We start from the raw sequence: 17,599 nt of genomic DNA on the forward strand, positions 1-17,599 counted from the left end.
GCATTCCCACGCAGAGCATGGGAACGATCAGAACGCGGACAGATCTGCAATCACGTCCCTATAAGGCCGTCTCGCTTTGGCGTATTTGATCGTATGTAGAGAGGTAAATGTATACCTTGTAAGAGCCGCACCGCAGGCTCCTACATGGGTCATGCCGGCGTTTTGGCCCGCCGATGATCGGCGAAAAACGCCTTGCCCTTGCCGATCCGGTCCGACGCCTTGGGCATGTTCACCGCCTGGGTGTCCTGCGCATCGACATACCAATAGCAATGACTTACCGCCCGGGTAATGCCCACGTATGCAAGGCGCAGAATCTCGTCTTTCTGGGCATTGTCATAAGGCTCAGTGTCGCCAGCCTTGCCCAGGCCCGCCATACGGTACACCTGGTTTTTGTAGGGCGAACGGGTCAGGTGCTGGCAATCGCCGAGCAGGAATACCGCGTCAGCCTGTAGGCCCTTGGCGCTGTGATAGGTCAGTTGCTTGAGGCGTCGTGCTTCAAACGGCAAGCTAGAATCAACATTAAGTACAGGCTTAATATGTTGTTCTATCAATGACTTATCGCTACTTTTTCGATAAAGCATCAAGATTGAATCGCCTTTGCGATAGTGCTCCATCAAGCGCTCGGCCATCCCCTGATCGTCTCGGTCCAGCACATTGACCGGCAGCAAGGCCTTTGGCTCGCCACTGGCCTTGGCCTTCTTGCCCGCGATCGCAGGCGCGGCACGCACGATGTACTCGGCGGCGTCAATGATGTGCTGGTGGCTGCGATAATTGTCGCTGAGCATCACCTTGGTGGTGCTTGGCGACGAGAACGTCTTGTTGAACTCCATGAAATAGGTCGGCGAACTGCCACGCCAGCCGTAAATCGACTGCCAGTCATCGCCTACGCACAGCAATGAAGAATGCTGGGCGCCGCGCCCGACGTGCATCGCCGGCCCGCGACTGCGGATTTCGGCCAGGCTGGCACGGATCCACGAGACAATTTGCGGTGAAACGTCCTGGAACTCGTCGATCATCAAGTGCGACAGCGGCCGCAAGAGCTCGTCACTGAGCAGCTTGAGGTTTTCCGGGGAGTGTTCGCTAAACAGCGCGAACATGCGGTTGTAAGTCATGACCGGCGGTTTCTGGTCGAGCAAATGGTCTTCCAGGGCGCGCCAGTACAGACTCAAGGCCTCGAAGAAAAAGCGGTCCGGGTCATCCTTGGCAAAGCTCATCTGGCCCACAGCCGTCGGCACATCCAGGCCGAGGTTTTCAATGAACCCGGCGGCAGCGACAAAACAGTCCAGCAATGGCGCGGACGCCAGCTCTCCCTTGACCTTGTAATCGAAGCCAGGCCCGGCGCTGGCATCCCCCCCAAGGGACGCCAGCACACGCTTTGATGACTCGTAATTATCAAGCCATATCAATGGCTTACGACAGAAAGCTTGAAACAACGTGCGCTTTACCGCGGTTTCCGCACGCAACGTAAGCTTGGCATTTGGCCGGGTCAGTTGCGGATTTTCACCAGGGTCGAATCCCAGCACCACCCAAGCGTCCAGCGAGGCAATGTAACCGTGGCAGTGAAAGGTGCTGCCATTGATATCGAAAGCCTGGCGCTTGGGCTCTATGCCTTTGATCGGCCAGGCGCCAGCGCGAAACCACAAGTCTTCCACCAGGTCGCAGAGCTCTTCATCGCGTTTGGCCGCCAGTTCGGTGACGGCCATACGCTTCTGTACATCGGGGTGGTCGCGCTCCAGCTCCTTGAGTTGCAAAGCGTGGCGGGACAATGGCTTGATCAGCTCGCGAAAACGCTCATCGCGAGTGTGCAACGCGTGATAACAGGCATTGAGTTGCTGACGCTGGGCGTCATTGATGCGTAGATCGAAGGGGTTGCTGTCCACTTCGTCATCCGCGCCTTGCGCTCGGTGACTGAGGTTTTCGAAGGCTTGCAGCCGCTCGAAGCCCGGCAGGCTGCGAACCATCGGCAATATGCGCGAATGGAAGGTGCGCACCAGGTCACGCGCCTCGCGCACACCCAGTGCATGCCCCCAGAGCGCAAACAGCTCAATTAGTTTATTGATGAAGTCCTTGCGCGACTCACGAGTGAACGTCACCACGGTCATCGAGCTCAGTTCGAACCCCAGGTAGTGACTGAGCAGCAGGATACGCAGAACCAGCGTCGTCGACTTGCCCGCTCCCGCACCGGCAATCACCGACGTCGATGGCGTATCACTGAAGATCATTTTCCACTGCGCAGCGCTGGGCTGGGCGTGTGCCGGCAGCAACCGGGCGACGTCGGCTTTCATGCGTTTCTTCAGTTCGGCGGTCAATGGCAGGCGCCAATCGTCGAAAAGATGGACATCGATATTGGGTGGCCGGTGCTCGGTGCAGCGTGAGTCGCGAATCAGCAAGACTTGCCGGCCCTCTTCCAGGCCCTCGAGCTTGCCTTCTTTGTATCCGTAGTCCACCCCGGCGCTATGACCGCTACGAAAACCGTCTGCCTGACCGTGCAACCAAGACGCGCGGTGTTGTGCGCGCAGGCGCGTCAGGCCATGACCAAAAAAGCGCGCGGCCAGGCGCTTGAGCAATGGCATCTCGGCCAGCGGGCGAAGTTCAGGCGGAAGATCGGGGGTGTGTTGCGGCACGCGGACGGACTCCAGGGTGTGAGGCTGTTGAGGGCTATGGTGTCTGTATTTGCTTTTTAGTTCTAGTGAAATGCTTATGACTCATCGACTTATGGGCGATATTGAAGGCTGGATGAGACGCTTTCGAGCGCACTTCCTATCTAATTTATCGATTATTATGCGGCATTTTTTACGCTTTTTATCGATTGTTGCCTGATGGATGATGCCGGTCATCAACAACCGGTCTCGATTCGTGGCCAGGCCTTGCGCCCCATGACGAACCTTTCAGGAGACGATCATGCTTGAACTCAGACCTTTCAACTCGCTTGGCGGCGCTCACCATGGCTGGTTGGATGCTCATCACCACTTTTCGTTCGCCGAATACCATGACCCCAAGCGCATGAACTGGGGCAACTTGCGGGTATGGAACGATGACGTGATTGCCCCGGGCACCGGTTTCCCGCAGCACCCGCACCGGGACATGGAAATCATCACCTATGTCCGTGAAGGCGCAATTACTCACCAGGACAACCTGGGCAACAAGGGTCGCACTGAAGCGGGTGACGTTCAGGTGATGAGCGCCGGCACCGGCATTGCCCACAGCGAATACAACCTGGAAGCTACGCCGACCAAGATCTTTCAGATCTGGATCATTCCCAATGAATCCGGCCTGGCACCTTCCTGGGGCGCAAAGCCATTTCCCAAGGGCCAGCGCGAAGGTTTCGTTACCCTGGCCAGCGGTAAGCCCGGGGACGATCAAAGCCTGCGAATCCGCGCCGATGCGCGCCTGGTGGCGGCAAACCTGAAGGCCGGCGAAACCGCTGAGTATCGCCTGGAGAACGGTCGTCGCGCGTACCTGGTGCCGGCCACGGGTGTCATTGAAGTCAATGGCTTGCGTGCACAAGCTCGAGACGGTGTTGCGGTTGCCCAAGAGCAGGTGTTGCGGGTGACGGCTATCGAGGACAGTGAGATCGTGTTGGTGGATCTGGCTTGATTCAGTAAATCGAACAAAAAAAGGGCGACCGTGGGAGGTCGCCCTTTTTTATTTGGCTGGAGTACAACGGTGTTCATGCTGCCTTCTTTGCGGGCAAGTCGGATCGCCGCCCGCTCGCTCCTACAGACACGTGACGCTCGCGAAGACGGCCATCAATCATTTCGCAGAAATAGCGCCATCTACAAGGGTCTGTGCCTCAGCGACCAACTGCTTGAGGTGGTCGTCGCTGACGAAGCTTTCCGCGTAGATCTTGTAGATATCCTCGGTCCCCGACGGACGCGCCGCGAACCAGCCATTTTCGGTCATGACCTTAAGGCCGCCAATGGCCTGGTCGTTACCCGGTGCATGGCTGAGAATGCTCTGGATCGGCTCACCCGCCAGTGTTGTCGAGGTGACCTGATCCGGTGACAGCTTGCTCAACAGGGCCTTTTGTTCCGGGTTGGCCTTGGCATCCACCCGTACCGAGAACGGCTCGCCCAGTTCATCGGTCAGCGCGCGGTAGGCCTGACTTGGGTCGCGACCGGTACGTGCAGTCATTTCAGCCGCCAGCAAGGCCGGGATCAGACCGTCCTTGTCCGTGCACCAGACGCTGCCGTCCTTGCGCAGGAACGAAGCCCCCGCGCTTTCTTCGCCACCAAAACCCAGGGAGCCGTCGAACAGGCCATCGGCAAACCACTTGAAGCCCACAGGCACTTCGTACAGGCGGCGTCCCAGGCGCTTGGCCACGCGGTCGATCAAGCCGCTGCTGACCACGGTTTTACCCACCGCGGCATCGGCTCGCCAGTGCGGGCGGTTCTGGAACAGATAATCGATCGACACGGCCAGGTAGTTGTTCGGCGCCAGCAGGCCGCCAGAGGGAGTCACGATGCCATGGCGGTCGTGATCCGGGTCGCAGGCGAAGGCCACGTCGAAGCGCTCTTTCAGGCCGATCAGCCCCTGCATCGCGTGGCTGGACGATGGGTCCATGCGAATCTGGCCATCCCAGTCGACGGTCATGAAACGGAAAGTCGAGTCGACCTGCCGGTTCACCACGTCCAGGTCCAGGCGATAATGCTCGGCAATCGCCGACCAGTAGCGCACGCCCGCACCACCCAGGGGGTCAACACCCAAGCGTAGCTTGGCATCACGAATGGCGTCGAAATCGATCACGTTGATCAGGTCGGCGACATAGGTGTTGAGGTAGTCGTGGCGATGGGTGGTGCTGGCCTTCAGCGCCTGCTCGTAGCTGATGCGCTTGACCCCGGCGAGCTTGTTCGCCAACAGTTCGTTGGCCTTGGCTTCGATCCACTTGGTGATGTGGGTATCGGCCGGGCCGCCATTGGTCGGGTTGTATTTGTAGCCCCCGCTTTGCGGCGGGTTGTGGGACGGGGTGATGACGATGCCATCCGCCAGGCCAGAGGTACGGCCGCGGTTGTAGCACAGGATCGCATGGGAAACCGCTGGGGTCGGCGTGTATTCGTCACCCTCGGCGATCATCACCGTCACGCCATTGGCCGCCAGCACTTCCAGGGCGCTGGCACCCGCCGGCGTGGACAATGCGTGGGTGTCGATGCCGACGAACAAAGGGCCATTGATGCCCTGGGCCTCGCGATACAGGCAAATGGCCTGGCTGATTGCCAGGACGTGCCATTCGTTGAAACTCAAGTCGAACGAGCTGCCTCGGTGCCCGGACGTACCGAAGGCCACCCGCTGGGTCGAAATGGCGGCGTCGGGTTGGCCGGTGTAATAGGCCGTGACCAGTCGCGGGATGTCTACCAACAATTCTGCCGGTGCCGGTTTGCCCGCAAAAGGACTGAGTGTCATGCAATACCTCTGGAATAGAGTTCAGGAGTAGAAGCGGAGTTTACTGGCAGTTTGACCATAGCGCGATGCAGTTTATCCAGCGCTCGATGGAATCGTTCCATTGGCATCATTTTGCAAAGGGTCAATCAACGGCTTCAAGGCGCAAGGCGTCCCCCAGCAAGCCCAGCGCGGCGGCCAGTTCCTGGTCGCTGCCAACGCCATGGCTCAAGCGCAAGTGTTGCCCATGCAAGCCTTGCAGGCTGAACAACTCGCCGGGCGCAACGACCACCTGCTGCCTGAGCAATCGCTGAAACACCCGGCTCATATCGACCTGGCGCAACGAGCGCAGCCAGATCGTCGCCCCGCCCTGGGGCTCGACGAACTGCAACGCGTCACCCAGGCGCTCCTGGAGCATCCGGGCCATTTGCTCCTTGCCGTCCTTGAGGCGTCGGCGCAGTACCTGCAGGTGTTGATCGATGCGTCCGTTGCTGTACAAGCGGGCGATGGCTTTCTGGCGAATCGGCGACAAGCGAAAGGCGCGCAACAGGAATTGCCGTTGCAGCTCGCTGCTCATATGGCGCGAGAGCAGGTAGCCATAAGGGGCTTCCGGGCCGATGATCTTTTCGAACGTGGAAAACACCATCAAGCGCTCCGGGGCCAACAGATCGCGAAATCGCCGCTGATCGGGCTCAAACCCGAGTTCTCCATAACAATCGTTTTCCAGTACCCAACTGCCATACCGCTCCAGCAAGTTCGCGATCACCTGCCGGTTCTCATCGGGTGCCCTGCTGCCTCGGGGCATGTTCAGCCCGGACGACACCATCACCAGGCGTACCGGCTCGGCTTCCAGCAGGTCCCGAAGGCACTTGTCGTCCAGGCTACCGTCGCCCAGCAACGGCCATTCGATCACCTTCACACCGGCCGCCTGGAACAAGCGCAGTATCGCCCAGTCACAGGGCGACTCGACGACCACCGCGGCATCCTTGAGATCCAACACGACGATGAGGATTTCCAGCACGCCGCGCAGGTCAGCGCCAATGTAGACATCATCGGCATGCCAGCAGCGCACCGCAGAGGTGGTATAGCGCGCCGCCAATGCGGTACGCAGTTCCAGCTCGCCACAGGGCTGCGCAGACGGCTGTGGCTGGCGCGGGTATTGGCGCAGCAGTTCCCTTTCCAGCAGCAACAAGGGGCTGTCGAGCGGTTGCAGCAAGGCCGGCTCATCCGCGCTCAGGACCAGCATGGCGGGCAGGCGGGCGTTGACATACACACTCTCGAGCAAGTCGCTGCCATCGTAGAGCGTGCTGGTAGGGGCAACCGGCAACGCGTAGTAACCGGACTTGGCCACCGAATACACCCGCCCCTCCTTTTCCAGTAGCGCATAGGCATACTGGATGGTCGAGATCGAAACGCTCAGGCGCCCGGCCAGTTCACGCAAGGATGGTAGTCGTACCCGGCTGTCGCTGACGAGCTCGCTGATCAGGCAGGTCAAGTATCGGTAGACCGACTGATAGGCGAAATCGGTTTCACGTTGTCCTTTCATGGCAGGGGATCGCTTGCGTGGGGGTAGCGGTCACGCTCACTCGAAGAGGCCGGCAACATGCGCATGTTCAACGCCCTGCCGACCGTTCACCGGTCATCGACGCCTCGTCGCTTGCCTGCTCGGGTTCCGAGACAGGGCTGTGGGGCGGGCTCATCGACGTGGCCTCCTGCACCAACGGTTCCATGCGATACAACTTGCCGACCAGGCTGACAGGCAGGCCGCTGACATCGACTATCCACTGCAGGATCTGCTCCGCCACTGGATGCCCCTGCATGGCCCGATGCAACTCGGGCAAGGCCACGAGCATGCCCGGGTGACATTGGCGCAGGAAGCGCTCCAGTGACGCACCTTGCCCGATAAAAGGCGCAAACAGCAGGCACACCCATTGTGCCTCGTTCAGGCCAAGGCTCTGATAAGCCTCGTCGGCGATCAGTGCGCGCTGGCCGGCCAGCTTGTAGGGGTTGCCATATGCGCCGTCTGCCCGTTCACATAAGCGTTCCGATAGCTGGTTACGCCGCATCATCACCAAGGCGCGCTGCAGGTAGTGTGTAACACCTGCCAAGTACGTGCTGCCCTGGACGAAGCAGGATTGCAAACCCCGCAAGTGCGCCGAGACCGCCACACTGACATATTGATTTTCACCAAGATGAGCTGCCAGCTCATCGGGCTGATACCCGAGAAACTCGGTCAGTATCGGCCAACGCTCTTCAAGCTGGCTGACCAGCACGTCGTGGATATCGATGTAGGTCGTGCGGCGACAGGCCTCAAACTGTTCTGCCGGACGCCAGGCCTCCTGGCCGTAGCCTTCATAAAAGGCCTGATAACAGTCGCTGCCGAACTCATCAAGCAACATGAACAACCCGCCGTAATCCGCCGCCTCATGACGGTTCGACGATGCCAGACCAGCCTTGGCGGCCGCGCGCTTGAGCCCTTCGATGAACCGCTTCTGCTGGCGCGGTGAGTCGCCACTGACCAAGGCATCGACGCCATTGTTCCAGCGGGCGATCTGACCATGGAACTCGCCAGTGGCCAGGAAACTGTCGTCCCACAGCTCAAGCGGTCCGTCCACGACGCCACGATGGCCGATCAGTAGCAGGTTCATGCGGTTGGATTCACGTGCGGCGCGCGAGACCGGCGCGCGGTGATCGAACGCCAGCACTTCCCTGTTATCAACCATCAGCACATCGACCCGGGGATCGTCGTAGATGAACAAGGCGTTGTAGCTTCGATGGATGTTATCCAGTCCCAGCTGGCTCATGCCATTGAGCCGCAGGGTCGCCAAGCGCAGCTTGAATGTCGTGGGCGCGCGGGTGGCGATTGTCAACTGTGCGGCTCGCAGCAGTGCCAGGGTGTAGCAACTGTCCCGCGATCCGCACTGGACCACCAATACCTTGTAATTACCTATTCGATCCATTCCTCCGGCAGCCACGGCCAGGCGCTGGATCAACAACTGCAAAGCCGTGCGCTCGGCTCGTGAAAAAAAACTCAACAAGCGTTGCAGCACTTGTTGATAGACATTATTCATCGCCTGATCATGGATATGGCTCATTTCTATTTACCTGATATTCAAAAGTTCGACACAACGCAAACAACTTCACGCATAGCGCAAGGAATGCCCGAAGAGAGATTAATTACTGAACTTTATTACCAAATGCTAACAATAAAGTTTTTTGTCATCATTTGAAATAATTGATCACTGCAAGCCTGATAGGCCCGCAAGGACTGGCGCACAGTAGCTTGGCAGGGGTTTGTTGCGATTGCCTTCGGGATCCTAGGAAATTTCCGACAGCGTCCCACAGACATTTAATACAAAAAATGAGGAAAGTAGCTTCTCGTAATAATGTGCCGACCACGCAGAAAATCACTAGTTGTCGAACATGCGTCAACGACGCGCACTGAAAAGTGTCGGCAAGATACCTGGCCATGACTCATTCCTTGAGATGAAAGTAATCATGCAATTATCAGTACTTGGATGTTGATTAGAAGCTACAGATCGAGAGCAAAAACCGGTTCAGTTGCTGAACCGATCCACCTACAGGCCGGTGGAACGTCTCATGTGGGGAGGCAAAGCGCTAAAAACGCAAGAGTCCGTGCAGGCACGGACTCTTTTGCAGGGGTCAAGCAGGTTCGACTTGCAGCGCAACCCTTTCGCGGCATGGGCATTCGTCCATGTAGCGGTGCGCTTCGACAAACTCGGCGAATGGGAAAACCCGGGTCTTGAGCGGCAGTAGCACGCGATCGGCGGTCAGCTGGTTGATGTCACGCAAGGCACGTTGCAGCGCGACCTGGTCCTGGATGATGCCCAGTTCCGGCTTGCCGGTGAAATTGCCGATGCAGTGCACGAAGAACTGAATGTTCTTCTGGAACGCCGCACACGCCGGGAATGGTGTCTGGTTACCGCCCTGCAGGCCGTACAGCACCAGGCTGCCGCGGGGCGCCAGGACATCACCGAGCAACGACATCTGTGGGCCACCCAAACCATCGAACACCACATCCACACCGCGGTTGTCGGTGATCTTGTTGATGCGCATCAACAGGTCTTCTTCCTCGGTGACGATGACTTTCTCGGCACCCAACGACAGCAGGTATTCACGCTCCTCCGCAGTTTTGGTCGCGGCGATCACTCGTACGCCCAAGGCTTTGCCCAGTTGCACGAACGAAGGGCCGGCGCAATGGCTGGCGTCGGTGACCAGGGCGAATTGCCCCGGTTTGACCCGCGCCAGGTCGACATAACCAAAATAGGCAATCAACAGCGGCGTGTAATGCACGCTGGCTTCAATCGGGCTGAGCACGTCCGGGTAACGCGTTACCGACGAACGCGGCAGAACGATCAGTTCGCCGTAGACCGGATAATCGTTGGGGCTTTGGGCCGGGAAACTGGCAACCTTGTCACCGACCTCCAGGTCATCGACACCCTCACCGACGGCTGTGACGACACCGGCCATTTCCTGGCCGATACCGGCAGGCAGACGGGCGTGGGATGACGCCAGGTTTTGGCGCCAGAGGGTGTCATACCAGCTGATGCCAATGGCTTCGACGCGCACCTGCACTTCGCCCGGAGCAGGCAGAGCCGCCGCATGCTCTTCGCATTTGAGCACCTCGGCTGGACCAAACTTGTGAAAACGGATCGTGCGGGACATCGCAAACCTCGCCAATTGAACCTCTAATGCCTTGAACTCTAGCTGGGCTTTTAACCCAACACTATCAGTGGCTATTAATAGTCGACATGCCTGTCATTGATTCCGCAGCTGCAGCATCCTCGTCAAATGTCGTAGGAAACCAGAGCAGCCGATGTGGGAAAAATGAATTACTCGGTGCAGAGTACCAGCCTTTCCCCGTAATATTCCTGCTGGCCATTGTTCCCATATGGCCGCTCACGTCAAGTTTGCTGACTCTGCCAGGACTCAAGATGAATCGTAATGACCTGCGTCGTGTCGACCTGAACCTGTTGATCGTGTTCGAAACCCTGATGCACGAACGCAGTGTGACCCGCGCCGCGGAGAAGCTGTTCCTCGGCCAGCCCGCCATCAGTGCGGCGCTCTCGCGCTTGCGCGGGCTGTTCGACGACCCGTTGTTCGTGCGCACCGGCCGCAGCATGGAGCCGTCCGCACGCGCGGTCGAGATCTTCGCCCTGCTCTCCCCGGCCCTGGATTCGATCTCCACCGCCGTCAGCCGTGCCGCCGAATTCGACCCCGCCACCAGCACCGCAGTATTTCGCATAGGGCTGTCGGACGACGTCGAATTCGCCCTGCTGCCCATGCTGCTCAAGCGCCTGCGCGCCGAATCGCCGGGGATCGTGCTGGTAGTGCGACGGGTCAACTACATATTGATGCCCAATTTGCTGGCCTCCGGAGAAATCTCCATTGGCGTCAGCTACACCACTGACCTGCCAGCCAATGCCAAGCGCAAAGTATTGCGCCGCAGTTCGCCAAAACTGCTGCGCGCCGACACCGTGCCCGGGCCCTTGAGCCTGGACGACTTCTGCGCGCGACCCCATGCACTGGTGTCGTTCGCCGGTGACCTGAGCGGCTTTATCGATGAAGAACTGGAAAAGCTCGGGCGCAAACGTCATGTGGTGTTGGCAGTGCCGCAATTCAACGGGCTGGGCACGCTGTTGAGCGGCACCGACATTGTGGCCACCGTGCCTGACTATACGGCCGATGCACTGACGGCGGCTGGTGGTGTACGGGCGGAAGATCCACCGCTGCCGGTGCGCAGCTTTGAATTGCACATGGCTTGGCGCGGTTCCCAGGACAATGATCCGGGGGAGCGTTGGTTGAGATCGCGGATACAGATGTTTTTTGGCGATCCGGATAGTCTGGCCTGATCCGATTGATTTATCGAGGCTGATAGACTCTTCGCGAGCAGGCTCGCTCCCACGGCATTGCTTAAATCTAATGTGGGAGCGAGCCTGCTCGCGAATGGCCGCGACTCGATCCAAAGCAGACCATTGCCAATCTGGAAACACACAATCGCCATCAACCGGGTTGATCACCGTCTGACGCAAGGCGCAGGCTAGAGAGCTGCCCGGCTCTCTCCTATCATTCCGAATGATAGTTACCTTCGCCCCATTCGATTCGTGCGATACAACCCTGCCGAGCATCATTCGCCAATCTTAAATACATTGGCGGATGCATCCATGGAACAGTCACTCAAACATTTGCGCTTGCCGTTGGCCGTGTTGGCCGTAGTGGTGATGAGCGCTTGCGGCAAGACGCCAGAGACTGCCGCTACCCCTTCCGCGGCCAAGGTCAGCGTGGCCAAGGTGCTTGAGCAACCGGTCAACGAATGGGACGAATTCACCGGGCGCCTTGAGGCGCCGGAAACCGTAGAGATTCGTCCACGGGTATCGGGCCAGATCGATGAAGTGACGTTCACTGAAGGCGCCCTGGTCAAGAAAGGCGACCTGCTGTTCCAGATCGATCCGCGTCCGTTCCAGGCCGAGGTCCGTCGCCTCGAGGCCTTGGTGGCCCAGGCCCGCGCCAACGCCACCCGCAGCGAAAACGAAGCCCAGCGTGGCGAACGCCTGCGCACCAGCAATGCGATTTCCGCCGAGCTGGCCGATTCGCGCACCAGTGCTGCCCAAGAGGCTCGTGCCGCGGTCGGCGCCCTGCAAGCGCAGCTTGATCTGGCCAAATTGAACCTGAGTTTCACCCGCGTCACCGCCCCTATCAGCGGTCGCGTCAGCCGTGCGCAAATCACCGCCGGCAACCTGGTGACGGCGGACACCACCCCGCTGACCAGCGTGGTTTCCACCGACAAGGTCTACGCCTACTTCGATGCCGACGAGCGCGTGTTCCTCAAGTACACGCAGCTCGCCCGCCAGGGCAAACGCGGCGCCACCACCCCGGTGTACATGGGCCTGTCCAATGAAGACGGCAATCCGCACCTGGGCCAGATGAACTTCGTCGACAACCAGGTCAACCCGAAAACCGGCACCATCCGTGGTCGCGCCGTATTCGACAACAGCGACGGCAGTTACACCCCTGGCCTTTACGCTCGCCTGAAACTGGTGGGCAGCGGCACCTACAACGCCATGTTGATCAACGATGAGGCGGTGGGCACGGACCTGGGCAAGAAGTTTGTGCTGGTGATGGATGCTGACAACAACACGGCTTATCGCGCCGTGGAGCTGGGGCCCAAAATCGAAGGCTTGCGCATCGTGCGTAACGGCCTGAACACGGGCGACACCATCATCGTCAAGGGCTTGCAGCGGGTACGCCCGGGTTCGCCGGTCACCCCTGAAGTGATCCCGATGGCCAGCGAGCAAACCCTCGCGGCCCTGGCCCAACAACGACAAGCGCTGGAAGCCAGCAACCTGCCCCAAGTCGCCCCTGCCAGGGTTGCGCCGGGTGCGGTTGTGAAAGTGGCTGCTGCGACCCCACGCGGTTAAGGGATAACGACTCCGATGAATTTTTCCCAATTTTTCATTTCACGGCCGATCTTCGCCGCGGTGCTGTCGCTGCTAATCCTGATCGCCGGTGCCATCTCGCTGTTCCAGCTGCCGATCAGCGAATACCCGGAAGTGGTGCCACCGACCGTTGTGGTCCGTGCCAACTTCCCTGGTGCCAACCCCAAAGTCATCGGTGAAACCGTGGCAGCTCCCCTGGAGCAAGCGATCACCGGCGTCGAGAACATGCTGTACATGTCCTCGCAGTCGACTGCCGACGGCAAGATCACCCTGACCATCACCTTCGCCCTGGGCACGGACCTGGACAACGCCCAGGTGCAGGTGCAGAACCGCGTGACCCGCACCGAACCGAAACTTCCCGAGGAAGTGACGCGCATTGGTATCACGGTGGACAAGGCATCGCCCGACCTGACGATGGTCGTGCACTTGACCTCGCCGGACAAACGCTACGACATGCTGTATCTGTCCAACTACGCGATCCTCAATATCAAGGATGAGCTGGCGCGCCTGGGCGGTGTCGGTGATGTGCAGCTGTTCGGCATGGGCGACTATTCGCTGCGCGTGTGGCTCGATCCGAACAAGACCGCTTCGCGCAACCTGACCGCCACCGACGTGGTAACCGCCATCCGTGAACAGAACCGCCAGGTGGCTGCCGGTGCCTTGGGTGCGCCACCTGCGCCGAATGCGCAAAGCTTCCAGTTGTCGGTCAACACTCAGGGCCGCTTGGTCAATGAGGAAGAGTTCGAGAACATCATCATTCGCTCCGGCGACGATGGTGAAATCACTCGCCTCAAAGACATCGCTCGGGTTGAACTGGGCTCCAGCCAATACGCCCTGCGTTCGCTGCTGAACAACCAGCCGGCGGTGGCGATCCCGATCTTCCAGCGCCCGGGCTCCAATGCTATCGAGATCTCCAACGAAGTTCGGGCGAAAATGGCCGAGCTGAAGAAGAACTTCCCGGAAGGCATGGATTTCAGCATCGTCTATGACCCGACGATCTTCGTGCGCGGCTCCATCGAGGCGGTGGTCCACACCCTGTTCGAAGCGCTGATCCTCGTGGTGCTGGTGGTGATCCTGTTCCTGCAGACCTGGCGCGCCTCGATCATTCCGCTGGTGGCGGTGCCGGTCTCGCTGATCGGTACCTTTGCCGTGATGCATCTATTCGGCTTCTCGTTGAACGCGTTGTCGCTGTTTGGCCTGGTGTTGGCGATTGGTATCGTGGTGGACGATGCGATCGTGGTGGTGGAAAACGTCGAGCGTAATATCGAGCTCGGGCTGACCCCGGTCGAAGCCACCAAGCGCGCCATGCGTGAAGTGACCGGCCCCATCATTGCCACGGCGCTGGTGCTGTGTGCGGTGTTTGTTCCGGCAGCGTTCATCTCCGGCTTGACCGGCCAGTTCTACAAGCAGTTCGCCCTGACCATCGCAATTTCGACGGTGATCTCGGCCTTCAACTCCCTGACCCTGTCGCCAGCCCTGGCCGCTGTGTTGCTCAAGGGTCATGACGCGCCGAAAGACCGTTTCTCCAAGGTCCTGGACAAGCTGTTCGGCGGCTGGTTGTTCCGTCCGTTCAACCGCTTCTTTGAAAAAGCCAGCCATGGTTATGTCGGCACCGTTGCCCGCGTGATCCGCTCCAGCGGCATCGCCCTGCTGCTGTACGCCGGCCTGATGGTGCTGACGTTCTTCGGTTTCTCCAGCACCCCGACCGGTTTCGTACCCGGCCAAGACAAGCAATACCTGGTGGCGTTCGCTCAATTGCCGGATGCGGCGAGCCTGGACCGCACCGAAGACGTGATCAAGCGCATGTCCGACCTGGCCCTGAAACAGCCTGGCGTGGAAAGTGCGGTGGCCTTCCCTGGCCTGTCGATCAACGGTTTCACCAACAGCCCGAACGCCGGCATCGTGTTCGTGACCCTCAAGCCGTTCGATGAGCGCAAAGATCCGAGCATGTCCGCCGGCGCGATTGCCGGTGCCTTGAACGGGCAGTTCGCCGGCATCCAGGAAGCCTACATGGCGATCTTCCCGCCGCCACCGGTACAAGGCCTGGGCACCATCGGCGGTTTCCGCCTGCAGATCGAAGACCGGGGCAACCTGGGCTACGAAGAGCTGTACAAGGAAACCATGAACATCATCGCCAAGAGCCACAACGTTCCGGAACTGGCCGGGTTGTTCACCAGCTACACGGTGAACGTGCCTCAGGTCGATGCCGCCATCGACCGGGAGAAAGCCAAGACCCACGGCGTGGCCGTCAGCGACATCTTCGACACCCTGCAGATCTACCTGGGTTCGCTGTATGCCAACGACTTCAACCGCTTTGGTCGCACCTATCAGGTCAACGTTCAGGCCGAACAACAGTTCCGCCTCGAATCCGACCAGATCGGCCAACTCAAGGTGCGCAACAACAGGGGCGAGATGATCCCGCTGGCGACCTTCATCAAGGTCAGTGACACCTCGGGCCCCGATCGTGTGATGCACTACAACGGCTTCATCACCGCTGAAATCAACGGTGCCGCAGCCCCCGGCTACAGCTCCGGCCAGGCGGAAAAAGCCATCGAGAAACTGCTCAAGGAAGAACTGCCCAACGGCATGACCTACGAATGGACTGACTTGACCTACCAGCAGATCCTGTCCGGCAACACCGCACTGTTCGTGTTCCCGCTCTGCGTGCTGCTGGCGTTCCTGGTGCTGGCGGCCCAATACGAAAGCTGGAGCCTGCCACTGGCGGTGATCCTGATCGTCCCGATGACCCTGCTGTCAGCCATTACCGGTGTGATTGCTTCGGGAGGCGACAACAACATCTTCACCCAGATCGGCTTGATCGTACTGGTGGGACTGGCCTGTAAGAACGCGATCCTGATCGTCGAGTTTGCCAAGGATAAACAGCTCGAAGGCATGAACCCGCTGGCGGCGGTACTGGAAGCGTGCCGCCTGCGTCTGCGGCCAATCCTGATGACCTCCTTTGCATTCATCATGGGTGTGGTACCCCTGGTGTTCTCCAGCGGTGCCGGTGCCGAGATGCGTCACGCCATGGGTGTAGCGGTGTTCTCCGGGATGCTCGGGGTGACCTTCTTCGGCCTGCTGCTGACGCCGGTGTTCTACGTATTGATTCGCAACTTTGTCGAGCGTGGTCAAGCGCGCAAAGCCGCCCGTGCCCTGAAGCTGGAGTCGCATTGATGAGTTTGAAAGCTTTCCTGCCAAGCCTGCTGGTACTGGCGCTGAGCGCCTGTGCCGTCGGCCCGGACTATAAAACCCAAGCCCTTGAACCGGCCAACATCACCACGGCCACGCAGGGCGCAGCCGGCCAGAAGAACTTCGACCGTTCGCGGTTCGAAGGCATCTGGTGGCAGCAGTTCGAAGACCCGACCCTCAACCAGTTGGTGACCGAGTCCCTCAAGGGCAACCGTGACCTGCGTGTCGCCTTCGCTCGCTGGAAAGCGGCCCGGGCGATCCGCGATGACGTCAGCAATGACGCCATGCCGACGATCACCAGCCGGGTCAGCAGTGACTTGGGCAAAGGGCAGATTCCTGGCGAGACCACCGACCGTGTCAACAGCGAACGCTATGACCTGGGGCTGGACATGGCCTGGGAGATCGACCTGTTCGGCCGCATCCAGCGCAACCTGGAATCGGCGGATGCCGAGCAACAGGCACTCGAGGCTGATCTGTACCAGTTGCAAGTGACCATGATTGCCGAACTGGTGGACGCCTATGGCCAGCTTCGCGGTGCACAACTGCGGGAAAAAATTGCCCTGGCCAACCTGAACAACCAGCAGGAGTCGCGCAAGATCACCATCAGCCTGCGGGATGCCGGCGTCGGCGACCAGCTTGATGTGGAACGTGCCGATGCGCGCCTGGCTTCGGTCGAAGCCAGCGTGCCGCAGTTGCAGGCCGAGCAGGTGCGACAGAAAAACCGTATCGCCACCCTGCTGGGCCAGCGCCCGGACAAGTTGACCGTGGACCTGGGCCCGAAAGACTTGCCAGCGATTGCCAAGGCCTTGCCGATCGGTGATCCCGCCGAGTTGTTGCAACGCCGTCCGGACATCCTCAGCGCCGAGCGCAAACTGGCGTCGGCCACGGCGCGCATTGGCGTGGCGAAAGCCGACTTGTTTCCACGGGTGAGCCTCAGCGGCTTCCTCGGCTGGACCGCCGGACGTGGCTCGCAGATCGGTTCCTCGGCGGCCAACGCCTGGGCACTGGGCCCGAGCATCACCTGGGCGGCGTTTGACCTGGGCAGTGTAAAGGCCCGCATACGCGGCGCCGACGCCGATGCCGAAGGCGCCCTGGCGACTTACGAGCAGCAAGTGTTGCTGGCCCTGGAAGAGTCGGAAAACGCCTTTAGCGACTACGGCAAACGCCAGCAGCGACTGATTTCGCTGATTCGCCAGAGCGAATCGAGCCGTTCAGCCGCCGACCTCGCCGAAATCCGCTACCGCGAGGGCACCGCCGACTTCCTCGTGCTGCTCGATGCCCAGCGTGAACGCCTGGCGGCCGAAGACACCCAGGCCCAGGCCGAAGTCGACCTGTACCGCGGCATCGTGGCGATCTACAAGGCCCTCGGTGGCGGCTGGCAACCAGAGACGGTTGTAGGAGCGAGCATGCTCGCGAAAAACCCGAGGGCGCCGTTGGGCACCTGATTTAACGCATTGTCGTCGGAACGCCGCCCCGAGCAATACAGAGCTCCTTTGGTTGGCCGCAACCAACCAATTTTTTGCCCCGCGCCCCATTCGGTCGCGGGGCTTTTTTTACCCATCCAGCAGACAACACCC

General features: G+C 59.8%; 10 protein-coding genes. 5 read left to right on the top strand and 5 right to left on the bottom strand.

Annotated elements, in window-relative coordinates:
- Positions 1-149 precede the first annotated feature (149 nt).
- Complete coding sequence (locus PG5_RS10540) at positions 150-2,624, bottom strand: UvrD-helicase domain-containing protein (RefSeq protein ID WP_020797102.1); 2,475 nt, start codon at positions 2,622-2,624, stop codon at positions 150-152.
- Positions 2,625-2,901: 277 nt separating this feature from the next.
- On the opposite strand from PG5_RS10540, the gene PG5_RS10545 reads away from it, so the two are divergent.
- The gene (locus PG5_RS10545; RefSeq protein WP_020797104.1) at positions 2,902-3,597 is read left to right on the top strand and encodes a pirin family protein; all 696 of its coding nucleotides are present in this window, start codon (positions 2,902-2,904) and stop codon (positions 3,595-3,597) included.
- Positions 3,598-3,753: 156 nt separating this feature from the next.
- Here the strand turns inward: PG5_RS10545 and pgm are convergent, their stop codons facing one another.
- The 4 genes from pgm to PG5_RS10565 form a co-directional block, all read right to left on the bottom strand.
- Positions 3,754-5,400, bottom strand: a complete 1,647-nt coding sequence (pgm, locus tag PG5_RS10550) for a phosphoglucomutase (alpha-D-glucose-1,6-bisphosphate-dependent) (protein WP_020797105.1) — start codon at positions 5,398-5,400, stop codon at positions 3,754-3,756.
- 121 nt (positions 5,401-5,521) lie between these two features.
- A complete protein-coding gene (locus PG5_RS10555; RefSeq protein WP_020797106.1) occupies positions 5,522-6,922 on the bottom strand; it encodes a PLP-dependent aminotransferase family protein in 1,401 nt (466 codons plus the stop codon).
- A gap of 67 nt (positions 6,923-6,989) precedes the next feature.
- Positions 6,990-8,471 carry a hypothetical protein gene (locus tag PG5_RS10560; protein WP_020797107.1) on the bottom strand — a complete coding sequence of 494 codons (1,482 nt, stop codon included), beginning with the start codon at positions 8,469-8,471 and terminating at the stop codon, positions 6,990-6,992.
- Positions 8,472-9,039: 568 nt separating this feature from the next.
- The gene (locus PG5_RS10565) at positions 9,040-10,062 is read right to left on the bottom strand and encodes a zinc-dependent alcohol dehydrogenase family protein (RefSeq protein ID WP_020797108.1); all 1,023 of its coding nucleotides are present in this window, start codon (positions 10,060-10,062) and stop codon (positions 9,040-9,042) included.
- Between the two features lie 269 nt (positions 10,063-10,331).
- On the opposite strand from PG5_RS10565, the gene PG5_RS10570 reads away from it, so the two are divergent.
- The 4 genes from PG5_RS10570 (at position 10,332) to PG5_RS10585 (ending at position 17,467) form a co-directional block, all read left to right on the top strand.
- Entirely contained in the window at positions 10,332-11,249 is a 918-nt protein-coding gene (locus tag PG5_RS10570) for a LysR family transcriptional regulator (protein WP_020797109.1), read from the top strand.
- 312 nt (positions 11,250-11,561) lie between these two features.
- Complete coding sequence (gene mexE, locus PG5_RS10575; RefSeq protein WP_020797110.1) at positions 11,562-12,815, top strand: multidrug efflux RND transporter periplasmic adaptor subunit MexE; 1,254 nt, start codon at positions 11,562-11,564, stop codon at positions 12,813-12,815.
- Positions 12,816-12,830: 15 nt separating this feature from the next.
- On the top strand, positions 12,831-16,007 hold the full coding sequence (locus PG5_RS10580; protein WP_020797111.1) for an efflux RND transporter permease subunit: 3,177 nt from the start codon (positions 12,831-12,833) through the stop codon (positions 16,005-16,007).
- Positions 16,007-17,467: an efflux transporter outer membrane subunit gene (locus tag PG5_RS10585; RefSeq protein WP_020797112.1), complete on the top strand. Its 1,461-nt coding sequence runs from the start codon at positions 16,007-16,009 to the stop codon at positions 17,465-17,467. Before PG5_RS10580 ends, PG5_RS10585 begins: the two co-directional genes overlap by 1 nt.
- Positions 17,468-17,599: the final 132 nt, after the last annotated feature.

Source organism: Pseudomonas sp. G5(2012), assembly GCF_000408945.1.
GTDB classification, from domain to species: Bacteria; Pseudomonadota; Gammaproteobacteria; order Pseudomonadales; family Pseudomonadaceae; genus Aquipseudomonas; species Aquipseudomonas umsongensis.